This window comes from Pseudomonas sp. FYR_5 (genome assembly GCF_043106315.1).
Taxonomy (GTDB): Bacteria; Pseudomonadota; Gammaproteobacteria; order Pseudomonadales; family Pseudomonadaceae; genus Aquipseudomonas; species Aquipseudomonas putida_Y.
Genome location: NZ_JBICMK010000031.1, coordinates 1 through 15,567, shown reverse-complemented (window position 1 = coordinate 15,567; position 15,567 = coordinate 1). Strand labels below are relative to the sequence as shown.

19 protein-coding genes are annotated in these 15,567 nt (G+C 63.8%); 8 read left to right on the top strand and 11 right to left on the bottom strand.

What is annotated here, in order from left to right:
- Positions 1 to 42: 42 nt before the first annotated feature.
- Positions 43 to 1,164: a bifunctional 3,4-dihydroxy-2-butanone-4-phosphate synthase/GTP cyclohydrolase II gene (ribBA, locus tag ACF8RA_RS03405; protein WP_176682388.1), complete on the bottom strand. Its 1,122-nt coding sequence runs from the start codon at positions 1,162 to 1,164 to the stop codon at positions 43 to 45.
- Positions 1,165 to 1,242: 78 nt separating this feature from the next.
- Here ribBA and ACF8RA_RS03400 point away from each other — a divergent pair, with 78 nt between their 5' ends.
- Positions 1,243 to 1,536, top strand: coding sequence for a DUF1330 domain-containing protein (locus tag ACF8RA_RS03400; protein ID WP_209966955.1), 294 nt, complete (start codon positions 1,243 to 1,245; stop codon positions 1,534 to 1,536).
- A gap of 204 nt (positions 1,537 to 1,740) precedes the next feature.
- Here the strand turns inward: ACF8RA_RS03400 and ACF8RA_RS03395 are convergent, their stop codons facing one another.
- The gene (locus tag ACF8RA_RS03395) at positions 1,741 to 2,760 is read right to left on the bottom strand and encodes an alpha/beta hydrolase (RefSeq protein ID WP_176682390.1); all 1,020 of its coding nucleotides are present in this window, start codon (positions 2,758 to 2,760) and stop codon (positions 1,741 to 1,743) included.
- 146 nt (positions 2,761 to 2,906) lie between these two features.
- On the opposite strand from ACF8RA_RS03395, the gene ACF8RA_RS03390 reads away from it, so the two are divergent.
- From ACF8RA_RS03390 to ACF8RA_RS03365, 6 genes are all read left to right on the top strand, one after another.
- On the top strand, positions 2,907 to 3,791 hold the full coding sequence (locus tag ACF8RA_RS03390; RefSeq protein ID WP_392513922.1) for a LysR family transcriptional regulator: 885 nt from the start codon (positions 2,907 to 2,909) through the stop codon (positions 3,789 to 3,791).
- Positions 3,792 to 3,817: 26 nt separating this feature from the next.
- Complete coding sequence (locus ACF8RA_RS03385; RefSeq protein WP_176682392.1) at positions 3,818 to 4,219, top strand: hypothetical protein; 402 nt, start codon at positions 3,818 to 3,820, stop codon at positions 4,217 to 4,219.
- A gap of 97 nt (positions 4,220 to 4,316) precedes the next feature.
- Positions 4,317 to 4,538, top strand: coding sequence for an MbtH family protein (locus ACF8RA_RS03380; RefSeq protein ID WP_003256222.1), 222 nt, complete (start codon positions 4,317 to 4,319; stop codon positions 4,536 to 4,538).
- Positions 4,535 to 5,254 (top strand): alpha/beta fold hydrolase, encoded by a 720-nt coding sequence (locus ACF8RA_RS03375; RefSeq protein WP_176682393.1) that lies wholly within the window; start codon positions 4,535 to 4,537, stop codon positions 5,252 to 5,254. The genes ACF8RA_RS03380 and ACF8RA_RS03375 overlap by 4 nt, the downstream gene beginning before the upstream one ends.
- A 57-nt stretch (positions 5,255 to 5,311) precedes the next feature.
- Positions 5,312 to 5,863: a hydrolase gene (locus tag ACF8RA_RS03370; protein ID WP_392513923.1), complete on the top strand. Its 552-nt coding sequence runs from the start codon at positions 5,312 to 5,314 to the stop codon at positions 5,861 to 5,863.
- Positions 5,860 to 6,942, top strand: coding sequence for a DUF1615 domain-containing protein (locus ACF8RA_RS03365; RefSeq protein ID WP_392513927.1), 1,083 nt, complete (start codon positions 5,860 to 5,862; stop codon positions 6,940 to 6,942). The genes ACF8RA_RS03370 and ACF8RA_RS03365 overlap by 4 nt, the downstream gene beginning before the upstream one ends.
- A gap of 405 nt (positions 6,943 to 7,347) precedes the next feature.
- On the opposite strand, the gene ACF8RA_RS03360 is transcribed toward ACF8RA_RS03365, so the two are convergent.
- From ACF8RA_RS03360 to ACF8RA_RS03320, 9 genes are all read right to left on the bottom strand, one after another.
- A complete protein-coding gene (locus tag ACF8RA_RS03360) occupies positions 7,348 to 8,211 on the bottom strand; it encodes a metal ABC transporter solute-binding protein, Zn/Mn family (protein WP_392513924.1) in 864 nt (287 codons plus the stop codon).
- Entirely contained in the window at positions 8,208 to 9,107 is a 900-nt protein-coding gene (locus ACF8RA_RS03355; RefSeq protein ID WP_176682396.1) for a metal ABC transporter permease, read from the bottom strand. The genes ACF8RA_RS03360 and ACF8RA_RS03355 overlap by 4 nt, the downstream gene beginning before the upstream one ends.
- Positions 9,104 to 9,853, bottom strand: coding sequence for a metal ABC transporter ATP-binding protein (locus tag ACF8RA_RS03350; RefSeq protein ID WP_176682397.1), 750 nt, complete (start codon positions 9,851 to 9,853; stop codon positions 9,104 to 9,106). The genes ACF8RA_RS03355 and ACF8RA_RS03350 overlap by 4 nt, the downstream gene beginning before the upstream one ends.
- Positions 9,850 to 10,752 carry a metal ABC transporter substrate-binding protein gene (locus tag ACF8RA_RS03345; RefSeq protein ID WP_176682398.1) on the bottom strand — a complete coding sequence of 301 codons (903 nt, stop codon included), beginning with the start codon at positions 10,750 to 10,752 and terminating at the stop codon, positions 9,850 to 9,852. The genes ACF8RA_RS03350 and ACF8RA_RS03345 overlap by 4 nt, the downstream gene beginning before the upstream one ends.
- 16 nt (positions 10,753 to 10,768) lie before the next feature.
- On the bottom strand, positions 10,769 to 11,338 hold the full coding sequence (locus ACF8RA_RS03340) for a DUF6162 family protein (protein WP_392513925.1): 570 nt from the start codon (positions 11,336 to 11,338) through the stop codon (positions 10,769 to 10,771).
- Positions 11,335 to 11,655 (bottom strand): hypothetical protein, encoded by a 321-nt coding sequence (locus tag ACF8RA_RS03335; RefSeq protein WP_176682400.1) that lies wholly within the window; start codon positions 11,653 to 11,655, stop codon positions 11,335 to 11,337. Before ACF8RA_RS03335 ends, ACF8RA_RS03340 begins: the two co-directional genes overlap by 4 nt.
- Complete coding sequence (locus ACF8RA_RS03330) at positions 11,652 to 12,191, bottom strand: thiamine pyrophosphate-binding protein (protein ID WP_176682401.1); 540 nt, start codon at positions 12,189 to 12,191, stop codon at positions 11,652 to 11,654. Before ACF8RA_RS03330 ends, ACF8RA_RS03335 begins: the two co-directional genes overlap by 4 nt.
- A complete protein-coding gene (locus ACF8RA_RS03325; protein WP_209966930.1) occupies positions 12,188 to 13,381 on the bottom strand; it encodes a PepSY domain-containing protein in 1,194 nt (397 codons plus the stop codon). Before ACF8RA_RS03325 ends, ACF8RA_RS03330 begins: the two co-directional genes overlap by 4 nt.
- 174 nt (positions 13,382 to 13,555) lie before the next feature.
- Complete coding sequence (locus ACF8RA_RS03320; protein WP_392513926.1) at positions 13,556 to 14,890, bottom strand: lysine N(6)-hydroxylase/L-ornithine N(5)-oxygenase family protein; 1,335 nt, start codon at positions 14,888 to 14,890, stop codon at positions 13,556 to 13,558.
- 174 nt (positions 14,891 to 15,064) lie between these two features.
- On the opposite strand from ACF8RA_RS03320, the gene ACF8RA_RS03315 reads away from it, so the two are divergent.
- Positions 15,065 to 15,511, top strand: a complete 447-nt coding sequence (locus ACF8RA_RS03315; RefSeq protein ID WP_176682404.1) for a hypothetical protein — start codon at positions 15,065 to 15,067, stop codon at positions 15,509 to 15,511.
- The last annotated feature ends 56 nt before the right edge of the window (positions 15,512 to 15,567 follow it).

The window sequence follows — 15,567 nt, the reverse complement described above, 5'->3', positions numbered from 1 at the left end:
CGCTCCTACAGGGCCTCGATAAATCAGTTGTGTATGTTGCTTTTAGCTTGCAATCCCGGGCTCGAACGGGATGCTCTGCACCACTTCCAGCTCATACCCCGCCAGACCCGCGTATTTAAGCGGAGGCCCCAGGTGACGCAGCTTGCCCACGCCAAGGTCCTGCAGAATCTGCGCCCCGGTGCCCACTTCGGAATACACCTTGGACTGGCCACGTTGATAGGGCCGCACAGGGTGGGTCAGTTGTGGTACGCGCTCCAGCAGGGCCTGGGAGGATTCGTGGTTGGCCAGGATCACCACCACGCCAGCACCTTCATCGGCCACCCTCTGCAGCGCCGCCCACAACGTCCAGTTGGCGGGGCCTGCGTATTCGGCACCCACCAGGTCGCGCAGCGGGTCAATCACATGCACCCGCACCAGGGTCGGTTGTTCGCGGCGAATGTCGCCCATGACCATGGCCATATGCACGCCACCTTCGATGCGGTCTTCATAGGTGACCAGGCGGAAGGTGCCATGCACAGTCGGTAGCTCGCGCTCGCCGATGCGCTTGATGGTCTGCTCGGTGCTCAGACGGTAGTGGATCAGGTCGGCGATGGTGCCGATCTTGATGCCATGCCGGGTGGCGAACACTTCCAGGTCGGGGCGGCGGGCCATGGTGCCGTCGTCGTTCAGCACTTCAACGATGACCGAGGCCGGGCTGAAGCCGGCAAGGCGCGCCAGGTCGCAGCCGGCTTCGGTGTGGCCGGCGCGCGTCAGCACGCCGCCTTCGCGGGCGCGCAGGGGGAAGATGTGGCCAGGTTGTACCAGGTCTTCGGGGCGAGCGTTGGGGGCCATGGCCGCTGCCACGGTGCGAGCCCGGTCAGCGGCGGAAATGCCGGTGGTGACCCCGGTGGCCGCCTCGATCGACACGGTGAACGCGGTGCTGAACACGCTACCGTTGGCCGGAACCATCTGCTCCAGGCCCAGGCGCTGGCAGTGATCGTCGGTCAAGGTCAGGCAGATCAGCCCGCGCGCCTCGCGGGCCATGAAGTTGATGGCCTGGGCGTCGCAACGCTCGGCGGCGATCAGCAGGTCGCCTTCGTTTTCCCGGTCCTCGTCATCCACCAGCAGGACCATCTTGCCTTGCCGGTAGTCCTCGAGAAGTTCCTCGATGGTGTTGAAAGCCATGGTGCACGCTCACTGTGGTGGGGTGAATTTTATGGTATACCATCATACACAAATATCGCCGTAACAGGAGAGCAGCACATGAAGGCCTACTGGATCGCCCATGTGGACGTGACCGACCCCGAGCAATACCAGCAGTACACCCAGCGCGCCCCGGCTGCCTTCAAGGCATTCGGTGGCCGCTTCCTGGCCCGTGGCGGGCGCAGCGAAGCGATGGAAGGGAGGGTTACGCCTCAGCGTAGCGTGGTGATCGAGTTCGATTCGTACGAGCAGGCCGTCGCCTGTTACCGCTCCGCGCTGTACCAAGAGGCATGCAGCCATCGCCAAGGGGTGGCGAAGGCTGAGGTGATCATTGTGGAAGGGTTTGAGCCCTGAGCAGGATTTGCCGGCCCTTTCGCGGGCAAACCCGCTCCTACACAGGCCACCACAGAATTTGACGGTTGTGGTGGCTGTGTAGGAGCGGGTTTACCCGCGAAAGGGCCGGACCTGCCGCACCGATGGCAGATTCATTGACGCCTGCGGGCCGTTTCCGCAAATAGAAGCAAAAGACCCGCCCAGGCGGGTCTTTTGCTCATCGCCTCACTGCAGATGCACTTTAAGTTCGTTGCCCGCCTGCCGCAGCGCCGCCTTTACTGCCGGCACTTGGCTCAACGGGTTGAGCAGCCCATAGTCATGAATCATTCCGTTGTAGCGCACCGAGGTTACTGTCACGCCCGCCGCATTCAACTTGCGGGCATACGCCTCACCTTCATCCCGAAGCACATCGAACTCAGCCGTTTGCACCAGGGCCGGTGGCAAGCCCTTCAGCTGTTCGGCGGACGCCCGCAGCGGCGAGGCGTAAATCTGCGCCCGCGCCTTTGCATCAACGGTGTAGTTGTTCCAGAACCACTTCATCATCCCGGAGGTCAGGAAGTGTCCTTCGGCAAACTGCTTGTACGACGCTGTCTCGAAGCTGGCATCGGTCACCGGCCACAGCAGCAACTGGAAGCGCAGGGCAGGGGTACCGGCCTCTTTGGCCTTGAGTGCAACCACCGCCGCCATGTTGCCGCCAACGCTGTTGCCGGCTACAGCCAGGCGCTTGCCATCCACGCCGATCTCCTTGCCATGCTCGGCCACCCAGCGGGTCGCGGCGTAGGCCTGGTTGATCGCCGTCGGGTAATGCGCTTCCGGTGACGGCGTGTAGTCCACATAGACCGCCACCGCGCCCGAGCCGACCACCAGGTCGCGGATCAGTCGCTGGTGGGTCGGGAAGTCGCCCAGCACCCAACCGCCGCCGTGGAAGAACATGAACACCGGCAGATCACCTTTCACATTGGTCGGGCGTACCACTTGCAGCTTGATCGAATGGCCATTGGCCTGAATGGTGCGTTCCTTCACTTCGATCCCCAAGAGGTCGACCTTGACCGAGGCCTGGGCGCCGGTCAGTACCGCGCGGGCATCGTTCGGGGTGAGCTGTTCCAGCGGTTTGCCGCCCCCTTTCTCCAGGGCTTCGAGGAAAGCCTGGGTGTGTTGTTCCACACCTGGGCTGCCGGCGGCGAAGGCACTGGAAACGGACAGGGCCAGAAGGGAGGTGGTGAGGACTTTGTGGACAATGTTCATGAGCGAATCCTTTTCTGTGCAAGTGTTGGAAGTGGGCGTCTTGCCTGGCCTGTGGGGCCATCGCTGCGACTTGTGCGTAGATTAGGCAGATGCGCTTGTGGGAAAAAGCCGCTATAAAGTGTTTGACTGTCACCAAGAGCGAGACAATGAACCCTTACGAAGACATGCGGATCTTTGCCCAAGTGATGGAGGCCGGCAGTTTCACCGCTGCCGCCGACCGTCTGGGCATGTCCAAGCAATCGGTCAGCCGGCGCCTGATGCAGCTTGAAGAGCGCCTGGGCGTGCGCCTGCTCAACCGCTCCACCCGGCGCCTCGATGCCACGCCACTGGGGCAGCACTACTACCAGTCGGCCCTGCGCCTGCTGGGTGAAGTGCAGCAGGTCGAACATGACATCAGCGGCCAGGCCCAGGTCCTGCGCGGCACCTTGCGCCTCAGCGCACCGCTGTCGTTTGCCATGGCGCACCTGGGCTGCCTGCTGACCGAGTTTCTGCAGTTGCATCCCCAGGTTGATGTGGAGGTAGACCTGAGCGACCGCGCCGTGGACCTGATTGGTGAAGGCTATGACCTGGCGCTGCGGATTGGTGCACTGGAGGACTCCAGCCTGATCGCCCGGCGTATCGCCAGTGTCGAGCGGGTCTACTGTGCGAGCCCGGCGTATTTGCAAGCACGGGGAGTGCCGGGAAAACCGGATGAGCTCGCCGCGCATGATTGCCTGCCCTATGGGCATTCGCGCCAGGTGCAGTGGCAGTTCCACAAAGGTGGCAAAGCCCAGGCAATTCAGGTGACCGGGCGCATGCGGGCGAACAATGGTGAGTTGCTGCGGGGCGCTGCGATTGCCGGGATGGGGGTCACTTACCTGCCGACCTTTATCGTTGGGCAGGCGTTGGCGGAGGGGCAACTGGTGACGGTTCTGGATGAGTGGCGCCCGCCCGCGCTGCAGCTGTCGGCGGTGTATCCGCAGCACCGGCAGGTGGCGCGGCCGGTGCAGGGTTTTGTCAGCTTCCTGCGCGCGCGGTTGGCGCAGCTCTGACCGTCGCTACAGGCTATGCTTGCCCTATGAGTACACCTGTTCCTATACGCCAACCTTGCCCTCCTGGTGCCTGTGACTGCGGCCGCGAACAGCTGGCCGACCATCCGCAGGCCGCCCAGCGCATTCTCCTGCTGACTCGGCAGGAAGAAAAACGCCTGCTCGAACGCCTGGAAAACCTGAAGGACCTGGAAGACCTTCAACGTCTGCAGCAGCGGCTGTACGAAAACCTCGGCATCCGCGTGCACATCGCCCCCGGTTACAACGAGGTACGGACCATGCGCGGCATCGTCATCGAACTGGACGACCAGCCCGGGTTGTGCCGCAAGACCCGGCAGTCTATCCCTGCGGCGATCCGGCGCGGGCTGGAGCGTAATCCGCAGGTTGCGTTCCGGTTGCTCGATACGCACGACCTGTTGCGCGATACCTGAGCGTCAATTCCGTTAATTTTTACACCGCTTGCTACGTCTACTTGAAAGCCACCCTGCGCCAGGCGCGCAGCGGCATCATCACTTAAGGAGACAGGCAATGACTTCCGTTTTCGACCGCGACGATATCCAGTTCCAGGTAGTGGTCAACCACGAAGAGCAATACTCGATCTGGCCCGACTACAAAGCTATCCCCAACGGCTGGCGTGCCGTGGGCAAAAGCGGCCTGAAGAAGGACTGCCTGGCCTACATCGATGAAGTCTGGACCGACATGCGCCCGCTGAGCCTGCGCCAGAAAATGGCCGAAGCTGCCGCCCAGTGACCGTGCTGAACCTGCTGTGCCTGCCGTACTCCGGGGCCAGCGCCATGGTCTACAGCCGCTGGCGGCGCAAGCTGCCGGCCTGGTTGCAGGTGCGCCCGGTAGAGTTGCCCGGGCGGGGTGCGCGCATGGGCGAGTCGCTGCACACCGACATGCAAGGTCTGGCTCGGCAACTGGCCAGCGAGCAGCGCCTGACGGCAAGCGCTCCTTATGCGCTGCTCGGCCACAGCCTGGGCGCTCTGCTGGCCTTTGAGCTGGCCCATGAGCTGCAGGCATTGGGCTGCCCGGCGCCGCTGGCCTTGTTCGCCTGCGGCACCGCGGCACCTACCCGGCGTGAGGACTACGATGGCAACAACTGGCGCGAGCCCAAGAGCGACGCCGAGCTGATCAGCGAGTTGCGTGAGCTGCAGGGCACGCCTGAGGAAGTGCTGGCCAACGCAGAGCTGATGAGCCTGACCTTGCCGACCTTGCGCGCCGATTTTCTGTTGTGCGGCACTTACACATACCGCCAGCGAGCGGCGTTGCAGTGCCCCCTGCATGTGCTGGGTGGTGTGGATGACCGGGCCAGCGATGAGCAACTGCAGGCATGGCGCAATGAAACCCACGGTGCGTTCTCGCTGCAGATGTTCCCGGGTGGCCATTTCTTCATCCATGAGCAGGAAGACCGTGTGCTCGCTGCGCTGACCGCGTCGCTGCAACCGCTTCGGCTGTCCGCCTGATTGACGTCACCGCTTGCCTGGGGGAGGCTAGGGTTTTTCCCAGGCAAGAGGCAGGTAATGCTGATCGATCCACTCAAGGCCACGCTGCTGGTCGTCGACATCCAGGAAAAACTCATCGGTGCCATGAGCGACCCCGAAGGCACTCGGGCACGGGCCCGCTGGTTGCTGGCGGCGACTGCCGAGCTGGCGCTGCCGACGGTGATTTCCGAGCAGTACCCCAAAGGCCTGGGTCATACCCTGGCCGAACTGCTGGTCGCAGCCCCGACAGCCGACTTGGTGGAGAAAAGTCACTTTTCCTGCGTGGCCGCCGAGTGCCTGCCAGCCAGCTTGATGGCGCGCGAGCAGGTGATCGTCTGTGGCATGGAAACCCATGTTTGCGTGCTGCAGACGGTGCTCGGCCTGCTGGCGCTGGGCAAGCAAGTGTTCGTGGTCGAGGATGCCTGCGACAGCCGCACCCCGGCCAGCAAGGCCGCAGGTCTGGCGCGCATGCGTGCCGCCGGCGCGCAGGTGGTGACCCGCGAGATGGTGCTGTTCGAATTGATGGGCAGTGCCGGGCACCCGCAGTTCCGCCACATCAGCAAAACCTACCTGATCGGTGAACAGCCCTGAACGGCCGGTTACTCGCTATTGCGGTGACGGCCGTGGCGCTGTTGCAAGGCTGTGCCGGGCGCCGCGAAGACGCGCCCGAAGCGGACCCGGCCAAAATCCGCGCGCAACTGCTGCGGCTGTTGCCCGCCCAGGTCAAGGACCGCGAGGGTTGGGCCAAAGATATCCAGACAGCCTTCGAAGCCCAGCGCATAGCGCCTAGTAAAAGCAACCTGTGCGCCGTGCTTGCGGTGACCGAACAGGAGTCGACCTTCACTGCGGACCCGCAGGTGCCCAACCTTGGGCGTATCGCCCGCCAGGAGATCGACCGCCGCGCCGCGCGCCTGCATATTCCCAAGCTGCTGGTCGACGGTGCGCTGAAGACGCCGTCGGGCAACGGCCAGAGCTACCAGCAGCGTTTGCGGGCGGTGCGCAGCGAAAAGCAGTTGAGCGAACTGTACGACGAAGTCGTGGCTCGCGTGCCGCTGGGCAAGACCTTGCTGGGTGGGCTGAATCCGGTGCACACCGGCGGGCCGATGCAGGTCAGCATCGACTTCGCCGAAAAGCATGCAAGGGATTACCCCTACAGCCATGAAGGCACGATCCGCCAGGAAGTGTTCAGCCGGCGCGGCGGCATGTATTTCGGTATTGCCCACCTGTTGGACTACCCGGCCAACTACGAGCGCCAGCTTTACCGGTTTGCCGATTTCAACGCGGGCTGGTACGCCAGCCGCAATGCGGCATTCCAGGCGGCGTTGAGCAAGGTCACGGGGGTGAAGTTGGCACTGGACGGCGACCTGGTGGCGCCGGGGGCGATCATGCCGGGGAGCACCGAACTGGCTGCGCGCAAGCTAGGGGTAAAGCTGGGGCTGCGTAACCCGCAGATCCGAAGCCAGCTGGAGGAGGGTGACAGCCTGGCGTTCGAAGACAGCAAGTTGTACAGCGGGGTGTTCGCCCTGGCAGATGCCAAAGCTGGCAAACCGTTGCCCCGCGCGGTGCTACCGGGCATCGAGCTGAAGAGCCCGAAGATTACCCGCAAGCTGACCACGGCCTGGTTTGCCGGGCGGGTGGATGTGCGCTATCAGCGGTGCATGAAGCGTTAGCCCGGCAGTTACCGCGATCCTTGAGCGGGTTACCCGCGAATACGGTGGCGGCTGCAACAGTAAACGGCGGGTGTAAATTGGCCAGCAGGGCCGGCCCTTTCGCGGGTGAACCCGCTCCTACGACGGCCTGTGCATGCGTAGGAGCGGGTTTACCCGCGAATACGGTGGCGACTGCAACGGTGAGCGGCGGGTGGAAATTGGCCAGCCGGGCCGGCCCTTTCGCGGGTGAACCCGCTCCTACGACGGCCTGTGCATGTGTAGGAGCGGGTTTACCCGCGAATACGGTGGCGACTGCAACAGTGAACGGCGGGTGTAAATTGGCCAGCAGGCCCGGCCCTTTCGCGGGTGAACCCGCTCCTACGAACCACCAATGCGTGTCCACTGCAGCCGCGCGACCCTGTGCGATCAGCGCTCGCCCAATGCCCCGACGACCTGGTCGACACTGGCCTTGAGCCCCGCAATCGCATCCTCAGGGTCACTCTCCACCACCACCAGCCTGGCCCCGGCTGCCTTGATCACCTCGGCCACCGCCGCACTCGGCTGACGATGGTCCAGCACCAGCGCCACGTCCTGCGCCTTCAGGTTCTCCCCCAGCGCCTTGAGTGCGGCCGCATCCCAATTGGCCGGCAGCGGCTGCTCGACCGCATCCAGGTTCAACCCGTTGACCAGATACCCCAGTCGCTCCGACAGGCTCACCACCGTCAGGTTGTCGACTTTGGCCAGCCGCGTCTGGCTGCTGGCCGAAAGCTCCAGCAATTGGCGCTTGAGCCCTGCCAGGTTGCCCTGGATCTTCGCCTTGTCGTCCGGCGCCAGGCGCTCCAGGTCATTGGCTACCACGTCGGCCATGCGCCCGAGGTTGGTCGGGTTGAGCCAGGGGTAAGCGCCATAGGCATCGTCACCGCTCACCGCAATGCCCGGCAGTGCGCCATCCACCGGTCGCGCGGCATCGATCTCGACAATGCGGATATTGCTGCGCCGTGCCATCGGGTACAGCGGGTCGTCACGCCAGATCGATCGCACGCCGACCACCGCATCTGCCTGCTGGGCGGCCTTGTGCAGGCCAGCGCCACCACGCCCGCTGAAATATGACGGTTGACGGCTGGCTGGCAGGTTGGCCGGTGCTGCCCGCTGGAGCTGCACCGCAGTACCGTCGAGCAGGGCGCTGGCCAGGCTGTGGGTGACGGGCAGGGTCGTCAGCACTTGCGTGGCGAAAGACAGTGACGGCAGCCCGGCCAGTGCCAGCGCCAGGGTCAGGTGTTTGAAGTTCATGCCGGGTTTCCTTGCAGGCGGGGAACGAGGGCGCGGGCCAGGGCGGCCAGGGCAAAGCAGATGCCGGCGACCAGGATGATCGCGGCCCCTGACGGCACTGGCAGATCGATAACGATCGGCAACAGGATGCCGAACAGGGTGCTGATGGTGGCAATCAGTACCGACAGGAAGAAAAAGCCCTTGAGTGACTGGCTGACCAGGCGAGCGGCGGCGGCCGGGATGACCAGCAGCGCGCCGACCAGGATGGCCCCGATCACCTTCACCGCAGCCACGGTCACCAACGTCACCAGCACCACGAACAGATAGTCCAGGGTCTTCACCGCCACCCCGCGCACAGCCGCCAGCTGCGGATTGAAACTGGCCAGCATGATGCGGTTGTAGAGCGGCAGCGCCAAGGCCAGCACCAGTAGCGCGACGATGCCCAGCACGACCAAGTCCTGAGCGCTAACGGTCAGCACCGAGCCGAACAGCACGTTTTCGAGGATGTGCACGTTGATTTTGCCCGCCAACATCAACAGCAGGCTGGCGCCCAGCGCCAGGGACACCGACAGGAACACGCCAATCAGCGTGTCCGGCGACAACCCGGTGCGGTTGCGCAGGAAGTTGAGCAGAATGCCGAACAGCAGGCAATAGCCGAACAGACTGCCGTAAGGGCCGGTATAGGGCTCACCCAGCAGGATACCGATGGCCACGCCGGTCAGTGCCGCATGGCCGACCGCTTCGGAGAAGAAGGCAAACCGCTTGACCACCACCAAGGTGCCCAGGCCGCCCAGCACCGGGCCGATCATCAAGCCGGCCAGCAGGGCGTTGACCACGAAACCGTAGGCCAGCGCCTCGGGCAGATAGCCGGCAGTGGCCCAGTCCTGGACCGTTTGGCGAAAGATTTCAAAACTCATCGGGCAAGGCTCTCGCTGCGCGGGTGAACGGAGAACAGGCCAAGCAGGCGCTCTGGAGTCAGGGCCTGGGCAGGCGGGGCGTCGAACAACACCTGGCGGCTCAGGCCCGTTACCCGGTCAGCCAGGCGCAACACGGCTTCCAGGTCATGCTCGATCCACAGAACGGTAGTGCCGGCCTGGCGCCAGCCCTGCAATAACTGTTCGAACACCTGTATGCCGGCTTCATCGAGGGCCGACATCGGTTCGTCCAGCACCAGCAATTGCGGCTCTGGGATCAGGCCCTGGGCCAGCAGCACGCGCTGACGCTCGCCACCGGAAAGTGCACCCATGCGCCGCGTGCGCTTGTCGAGCATGCCAACCTGCACCAGGGCTGCATCAATGGCCGGCTTTACACGCCGCGACAGGCCGAGGAAGGCCGGGCGGCGCTGGCACATGGCGGCCATGAAGTCGTCCACGGTCATTGGCAGGCCACGGTCGAATTCCAGTGCCTGCGGCACGTAGCCGATCACTTCGCGCTCACCAGGCCAATGCAGGGTCAGCTGGCCCTCGTGCGGCATCTGCCCGAGCAGGGTCTTGATCAGCGAGCTCTTGCCGCCGCCGTTGGGGCCGACGATGGCGTGCACGCTGCCTGCCGCCACGCTGAAACTGACCTGTTCGAGGATACGTGTGCGGCCCAGGGTCAGGTCGATGCCGGCGAATTCGATGCGCGGCCCGCAGGCTGTCACCAGCTTGGCGGCAGCGGTCATGCGCGGTTCTCCTGAATGGCGCGGACCACCGTGTCGAGGTTGCGCTTCATTTCCACCTCGTACTTATCCTTGGTGTAATCGCCGTAGGAGATATGCGTCAACGGATACAGGCGCACGCCGGACTCGCGTTGAATGGTTTCGACATAGGCTGACGGGAAGTCCATTTCCGAGAAGATCACCCGCACGTCCAGTGCCTTGAGCTGGTCGATGGTCTTTTTCAGCTGTGCCGGGCTGGGCTCGATGCCATGGGCAGGCTCGACGACGGCCGTCACCTCCAGACCGAAGTCACGCACCAGGTAGTCATAGGCAGCATGGATGGTAGCGACTCGGAACGTTGCGCCAGGGGCTTCGGTGACCTTGGCCAGGGCCTCGGCACGCATGGCGCGCAGGCGCTTGGCGTAGGCACGGGCGTTTTGCGTGTACAACCTGGCGTTGTCAGGGTCGAGCTTGCCCAGTTCGCGGGCGATGTTGTTCACCTGGGCGATGGTGGTGCTGATCGACAGAAAGGTGTGCGGGTTGACCACCTTGCCGGCACCGCGGGCGGCTATGCCGGTGGCCGCCAGTAGCGGTACATTCTGATTGGCTTCGATAGTGGCAATGTCGGGTTTTTCGCTGGTGGCGATCATGCGGTCTGCGAAGTCGTCATGGCCAACGCCGTTGAGCACCACCACGTCCAGTGTGCCGATGCGCTTGATGTCCTCGGCCCGCGGCTCGTAGGCGTGCGGGTTGAAGCCAGCCGGAATCAGGGGAACTACCTCGGCCTTGTCGCCGACAATATTGCTTACGTAGCTGTAGTAGGGGTGCAGGGTGATGCCGATACGCAGCGGCTTGCTGTTATCGGCCAGGGCCAGTGCCGGCAAGGCAAAGGCCAGGAGCAGGGCGAAGGCGGAGCGAAACATGGGCGAGTCCTTGGGTTCAGTGACGGTGTTCGCGGGTGACCCCGGCGTCGTAGTGGCTGACCACTTGTTGCCAGCCAGCGGCGATCAGGGCGGCCTGGCCGAGGTCGTCCGGGATCACGGCGGCGCTGTCGCGGCGCAGCCAGACATCGGCTTGGCCTGAGCTGTCGGGTGGCAGCATCAGCAGCAGGCTGCCGGCAACGTCAGGGGCCTGGCTGCGGCCCAGGTAGGCGCCGGGCTCCAGCCATGACCATTGGTGGCCGCCACGGCTCTGGCTGCCAGCGTCGACCACGAACGGCGGCAGGCCTTCTTCGGCCAGGGCCTGCACGCCGGGGGCAACGCCGTTTTCTTCGCGCAGTAACTGGATCTCGTCGAAGGCCACCCACAGGTCGGTGTAGAGGCCTTGCTCGGCGGCGGTGAGGTCGCGGCGAGCGTCGATCTGGTGGCGGGCGATGGCCTGTTCGTCCTCGCGCTCACCGCGCAGCAGCACCACGCTGGCGGCGAGCACCACGATAAGCAGGCTTGCCAGCAGCACATACAGGGTTTCGTGCCCGGCACCGGCCGGGCGAATGACTTGGGCGCGGCTCATGGCTGGGCGATATCGGCGTAGTCCACTTCCACCACGTGCCCGGGGCCGGCATCGAACAGCACGTAGAATTCGCCGTCCGGGCGCTTGAAGGTCAGCGTCGAGTCGTCGCCAAGCTTGCCGCCGACCAGCACCTCTTCGTCATAACCGATCACATCGAGGGTCACCCCGGGGGCACCGCTGCCGTCCGAGAAACCGCCGGTACACTTGACCTGGCCGTTGGCCAGTTCTTCGCATTCGCACATCGGGTTGTGCGCCAGCGCAGGGCCGGCGGCCAGTACCAGGACGGGCAAGGCCAGGGTGCGCATCAGGTGTTTCATTTGTTGTCTCCTTGTTTCTTGAGCCATGCCACGGTGGCTGGCGATGCCTTGGCCAGGGGGATCGACGCCTGGTGCATGCTGCCGTCCCAGCCTTCCAGGGTGATCCAGATCTGCGCGTCGGGCTTGGTGCGCGGCGGGATCGGCAACGAGGTGCCCATGTTGTACGGTGCACCGAAGAAAATGGTGCCGGCGGCGCGCAGGCTGCGCGGCTTGCCGATGCGCAGGTAGGCTGCCTTGACGTCCTTTATGCAGGCCTTGCACAACGATGCATTGAACGATTTGAAGTAGCCGGCCGGGCCGTCGGCGCGTGGCGCCTCGTCACGCAGTTCGGCAAGGTCGAGGCTGTAGGGGCCGACCTGGATGTCACTGATCACGTTGGCGCCAAGGCCGGCGTCGCCGCGGAATAGCCTGGCGTCGGCGAAGTACTTGGGCATGAAGCCCAGCGGGATCAGGATCAGCAGGATGTTCAGGTGAAAACGCCACTTCAGCCAAAGCTGCTTCAGCGGGCTGGCGGGCAGGGCCTGGGCCTGGCTCATGAGTGGACCTCCACGGTGGTTTCACTGCGTGCCGCACGCGGTGCGCGCTCGCTACGCTTGAGGGCTGCGGCGGTGGCCTGGGCGGTGCGTTTGGTCCAGATCAGCAGGCCGCTGAGCACCATCAGGGTGAGGATCAGGCCGAAGAAGAACCACACCAGCTTGATCGGCAAACCGCCGAAGTCGCCAGTGTGCAGCGGGCGCATGGACTCGGTGACGAACTCCAGGGCCGAACGGTCGCTGATCAGGAACTGGCTGTCGACATTGCGTGTGTACGGATTCACCGAAGCACTCTGGAACATCAACGGGTACCAGCCCGGGCCAGACAGCGTGACGTGGCTGTAGGCAGTGGCGGGGAGCGAGATGGAGGTCACTTCCAGCCCCGGGATCGCCAGGCCGGCAAGGCGCGCCGCTTCATCCAGGTCGATGCGCGAGGCGGGGCTGCCATCTGGCGTTTGCGGCACCTCCTCACGGGCGATCACCGGCACGATGGATCGGCTGGAAAGGGTGATGTGGTTGTCAGACAGGATCGCCTGGATCAGGAACCAGGTGCCGGTGATGGAAATGACCGCAATGAACCAGATTGACCACACCCCGGACAGACGGTGCAGGTCACCCCAGAAAATTCGCGAACCATGGCCGGTGCGCACGGGTTTGAAAAAGCCTTTCCAGAACTTCTTGTAAACCACCAGGCCGGTGACCAGCGAGGCCAGCATCGGCAGGCCGAGCAGCGATACCAGGTACCAGCCCCAGCTGAAACCATTGGTGAACGGCACCAGCCACCAGCCGTGCAGGGCGCGGGTGAAGGCTTCGAAGTTGAAGTCTGGGGTCTTGCCCTGGATGGCCCCGGTGTAAGGGTTTACATACAGCGTCGGGCTGGTGCCGTCAGGCAGGGTGACATTGGCCTTCACCGCGAAGTGCGAACCATCCGGCTGGCTCAGGCGCTCCACCACCATGTCCGGCTCGGCCTTGTTCAAGGCCTCCAGTACCTGCTGAAAGCTCATGCGCTCGGTGTCCGCGTCTGGCTTGTTGGCGCGCACGGCCGGGTCCGCGAGCCAGACGATTTCCTGACTGACCACGGCGAGCATGCCGGTGAAGCAGACGATCAGGACGAAGAACCAGATCGGCAGGGCGAGCCAGCTGTGGACCAGGAACCACAGCCTGGATTTGGATTTTTTCGGTGATTTGGCCATCAGACGGTCTTCTGTTATTGGTGGTCGAGCGTGTGCCAACCAAAGAGGGCTGTACTGATAAGGACGAATGAGAATTGAAAACCTGCAGGTTTAAATGAAAGCAAATGTTTCAAAGCGCAAAAGCCGGACTGCGCACAGGCATCAGTCCGGCCTTGATGGCTTGTTGCAGAGGAGTCAGGCGCGGGTCAGTGCCGCGGCTGCTTGGGGCTTTTCGTGCAACTGCTCCAGGTCCTGGTACAGTGCCCGGCCAATTTCCGCAGCGCGGGCCGGCAGGACCGAAAGCAGGGTGTCACTCAGACCGTGGCTGTTTTCGCAGAAGCCCTGCAGGTACACCGAGGCTTGCAGGTCCGGGCTGGCCAGTACGCGGTAGTTGCGGTCGACGCTGAAGTCCTCCAGGTAATCGGCCAGCGGCGCCAACAATTCACGGTGTGAGCGGCGCTCGTAACCGGTGGCGAGGATAACGGCATCGTAGCGGTGGGTTTGCTGCTGGGCGGTGGCGAGGTCGCGCAGGGTCAGTTCCAGGCCTTCGCGGGTAGCCACCACTGCTTCCACCTGGCGCCGGCACAGCACGTTGTGGCGGGGCTGACGGGCAACCTTCTGCCGGTAGAGGATGCCGTAGATGCGCTCGATCAGGTTGAGGTCGACCACCGAATAGTTGGTGTTGTGGTATTCGCCCAGCAGTTTGCTGCGCTGGTCGGCCGGTTCGTTGTAGACCAGGTCGGTGTAGTCGGGCGAGAAGATCTCGTTGACGAAAGGGCTGTCGTCGGCAGGTTTGAGGGCCGAGCCGCGCAGAATCATGTCGACCTTGACTGACGGGTAACTGTCGTTGAGGTCGATGAACGCCTCGGCGGCGCTCTGGCCTGAGCCGATCACGGCAATGCGCATCGGTTTGCCAGCCGTGCACGGCAGTTTGGTCAGGCTGCTCAGGTACTGCGAGTGGTGGAAGACCCGCGGGTCGTCCTTGAAGGCACCGAAGTTTTCCGGGATTTTCGGCGTGCCACCGCTGCCCACCACCACCGAGCGGGTGCGGCGGCTGTATTCGCGGCCCTGCGTGTCACGCGTGACCACGCGCAGGTGTTCGACCCGGCCTGCATGCACGTGCGGTTCGATGCGCAACACCTCCTGCCCATACACCGCCTGGGAGGCGAAATGCTCGGCGGCCCAGCGCAGGTAGTCGTTGTACTCCAGGCGGCAGGGATAGAAGGTGCCGAGGTTGATGAAGTCGGCCAGGCGCTGCTTCTGGTGCAGGTAGTTGACGAAGCTGTACGGGCTGGTCGGGGTGCGCAGCGACACCAGGTCCTTGAGGAACGAGATCTGCAATTCGCTCTGGGTAGCCAATGTCTCGCCGTGCCAGTGGTAGTCTTTCTGCTTGTCGATGAACAGTGCGTCGAGCGCATGACCCCGGGATTCGGCGAGTTCTTCCAGGGCGATGGCCAAGGCCAGGTTGGAAGGACCGAAGCCCACGCCGATCATGTCTTTGATGGTTTCCTGCTGTGAGGACTGGCTCATGGCTGCGATTTCCTGAATGGTCGAATATGGACGCCCGCCGGGGCTCCGGCTCCTGCGCAAGTACATGAGTTGGAACGAGCCAACCGGGGAGGAATTTAAGCGGGCTAAAGAACAGCGCGAGGCGGCCGATGTGGTGGTTACGGCAAGGACCAAACTTTCAGGCAAGGAATCGACATGAGCGGCATCACGGCAAGCAACCTGATGATCAATGGCGTTTCAGCGCAGACGCTGAGCGCGAATGCAGCAACCGAACGCGAACAGGCGAAACAGGCCGGTGAGGCGGTGGGGCCGTTGAGCATCAGCAGTGACAGCATGAAGGTGTCGGCGGGTAGCCAGGCGCAATCCACCGACACTGAAGAGAGTAGCGAGTCGGGGGCTGTGAGCGAGCTGCGTCAACTGATCAAGGACCTGCAGAAGCAACTGGCAGAAGAGCAGAAACAGTTGGCTGCATTGCAGAACAGCAAGTTGGACGAGGCTGCCAAGGCGGCAGCGATAGGTGCCAAGCAGGCAAGCATTGCCACCATCAACGGGCAGATCATGGCAGCCACGGCGCAGTTACTGGAGCTGTTGCAGCAAGAGGGCGGCAGCAGTGCGGGTGGCATGGTCAGCGCTACGGCCTGAGTGGACAAGCACAGGCCGCTGTAGGCGCGGGTTTACCCGCGAATGGGCCAGGCCTG

Coding starts and splice junctions, on each gene's coding strand:
- ribBA (WP_176682388.1), bottom strand. CDS start 1,164: ATGGCTTTCAACACCATCGAGGAACTTCTCGAGGACTACCGGCAAGGC.
- ACF8RA_RS03400 (WP_209966955.1), top strand. CDS start 1,243: ATGAAGGCCTACTGGATCGCCCATGTGGACGTGACCGACCCCGAGCAA.
- ACF8RA_RS03395 (WP_176682390.1), bottom strand. CDS start 2,760: ATGAACATTGTCCACAAAGTCCTCACCACCTCCCTTCTGGCCCTGTCC.
- ACF8RA_RS03390 (WP_392513922.1), top strand. CDS start 2,907: ATGAACCCTTACGAAGACATGCGGATCTTTGCCCAAGTGATGGAGGCC.
- ACF8RA_RS03385 (WP_176682392.1), top strand. CDS start 3,818: ATGAGTACACCTGTTCCTATACGCCAACCTTGCCCTCCTGGTGCCTGT.
- ACF8RA_RS03380 (WP_003256222.1), top strand. CDS start 4,317: ATGACTTCCGTTTTCGACCGCGACGATATCCAGTTCCAGGTAGTGGTC.
- ACF8RA_RS03370 (WP_392513923.1), top strand. CDS start 5,312: ATGCTGATCGATCCACTCAAGGCCACGCTGCTGGTCGTCGACATCCAG.
- ACF8RA_RS03360 (WP_392513924.1), bottom strand. CDS start 8,211: ATGAACTTCAAACACCTGACCCTGGCGCTGGCACTGGCCGGGCTGCCG.
- ACF8RA_RS03355 (WP_176682396.1), bottom strand. CDS start 9,107: ATGAGTTTTGAAATCTTTCGCCAAACGGTCCAGGACTGGGCCACTGCC.
- ACF8RA_RS03350 (WP_176682397.1), bottom strand. CDS start 9,853: ATGACCGCTGCCGCCAAGCTGGTGACAGCCTGCGGGCCGCGCATCGAA.
- ACF8RA_RS03345 (WP_176682398.1), bottom strand. CDS start 10,752: ATGTTTCGCTCCGCCTTCGCCCTGCTCCTGGCCTTTGCCTTGCCGGCA.
- ACF8RA_RS03340 (WP_392513925.1), bottom strand. CDS start 11,338: ATGAGCCGCGCCCAAGTCATTCGCCCGGCCGGTGCCGGGCACGAAACC.
- ACF8RA_RS03335 (WP_176682400.1), bottom strand. CDS start 11,655: ATGAAACACCTGATGCGCACCCTGGCCTTGCCCGTCCTGGTACTGGCC.
- ACF8RA_RS03330 (WP_176682401.1), bottom strand. CDS start 12,191: ATGAGCCAGGCCCAGGCCCTGCCCGCCAGCCCGCTGAAGCAGCTTTGG.
- ACF8RA_RS03325 (WP_209966930.1), bottom strand. CDS start 13,381: ATGGCCAAATCACCGAAAAAATCCAAATCCAGGCTGTGGTTCCTGGTC.
- ACF8RA_RS03320 (WP_392513926.1), bottom strand. CDS start 14,890: ATGAGCCAGTCCTCACAGCAGGAAACCATCAAAGACATGATCGGCGTG.
- ACF8RA_RS03315 (WP_176682404.1), top strand. CDS start 15,065: ATGAGCGGCATCACGGCAAGCAACCTGATGATCAATGGCGTTTCAGCG.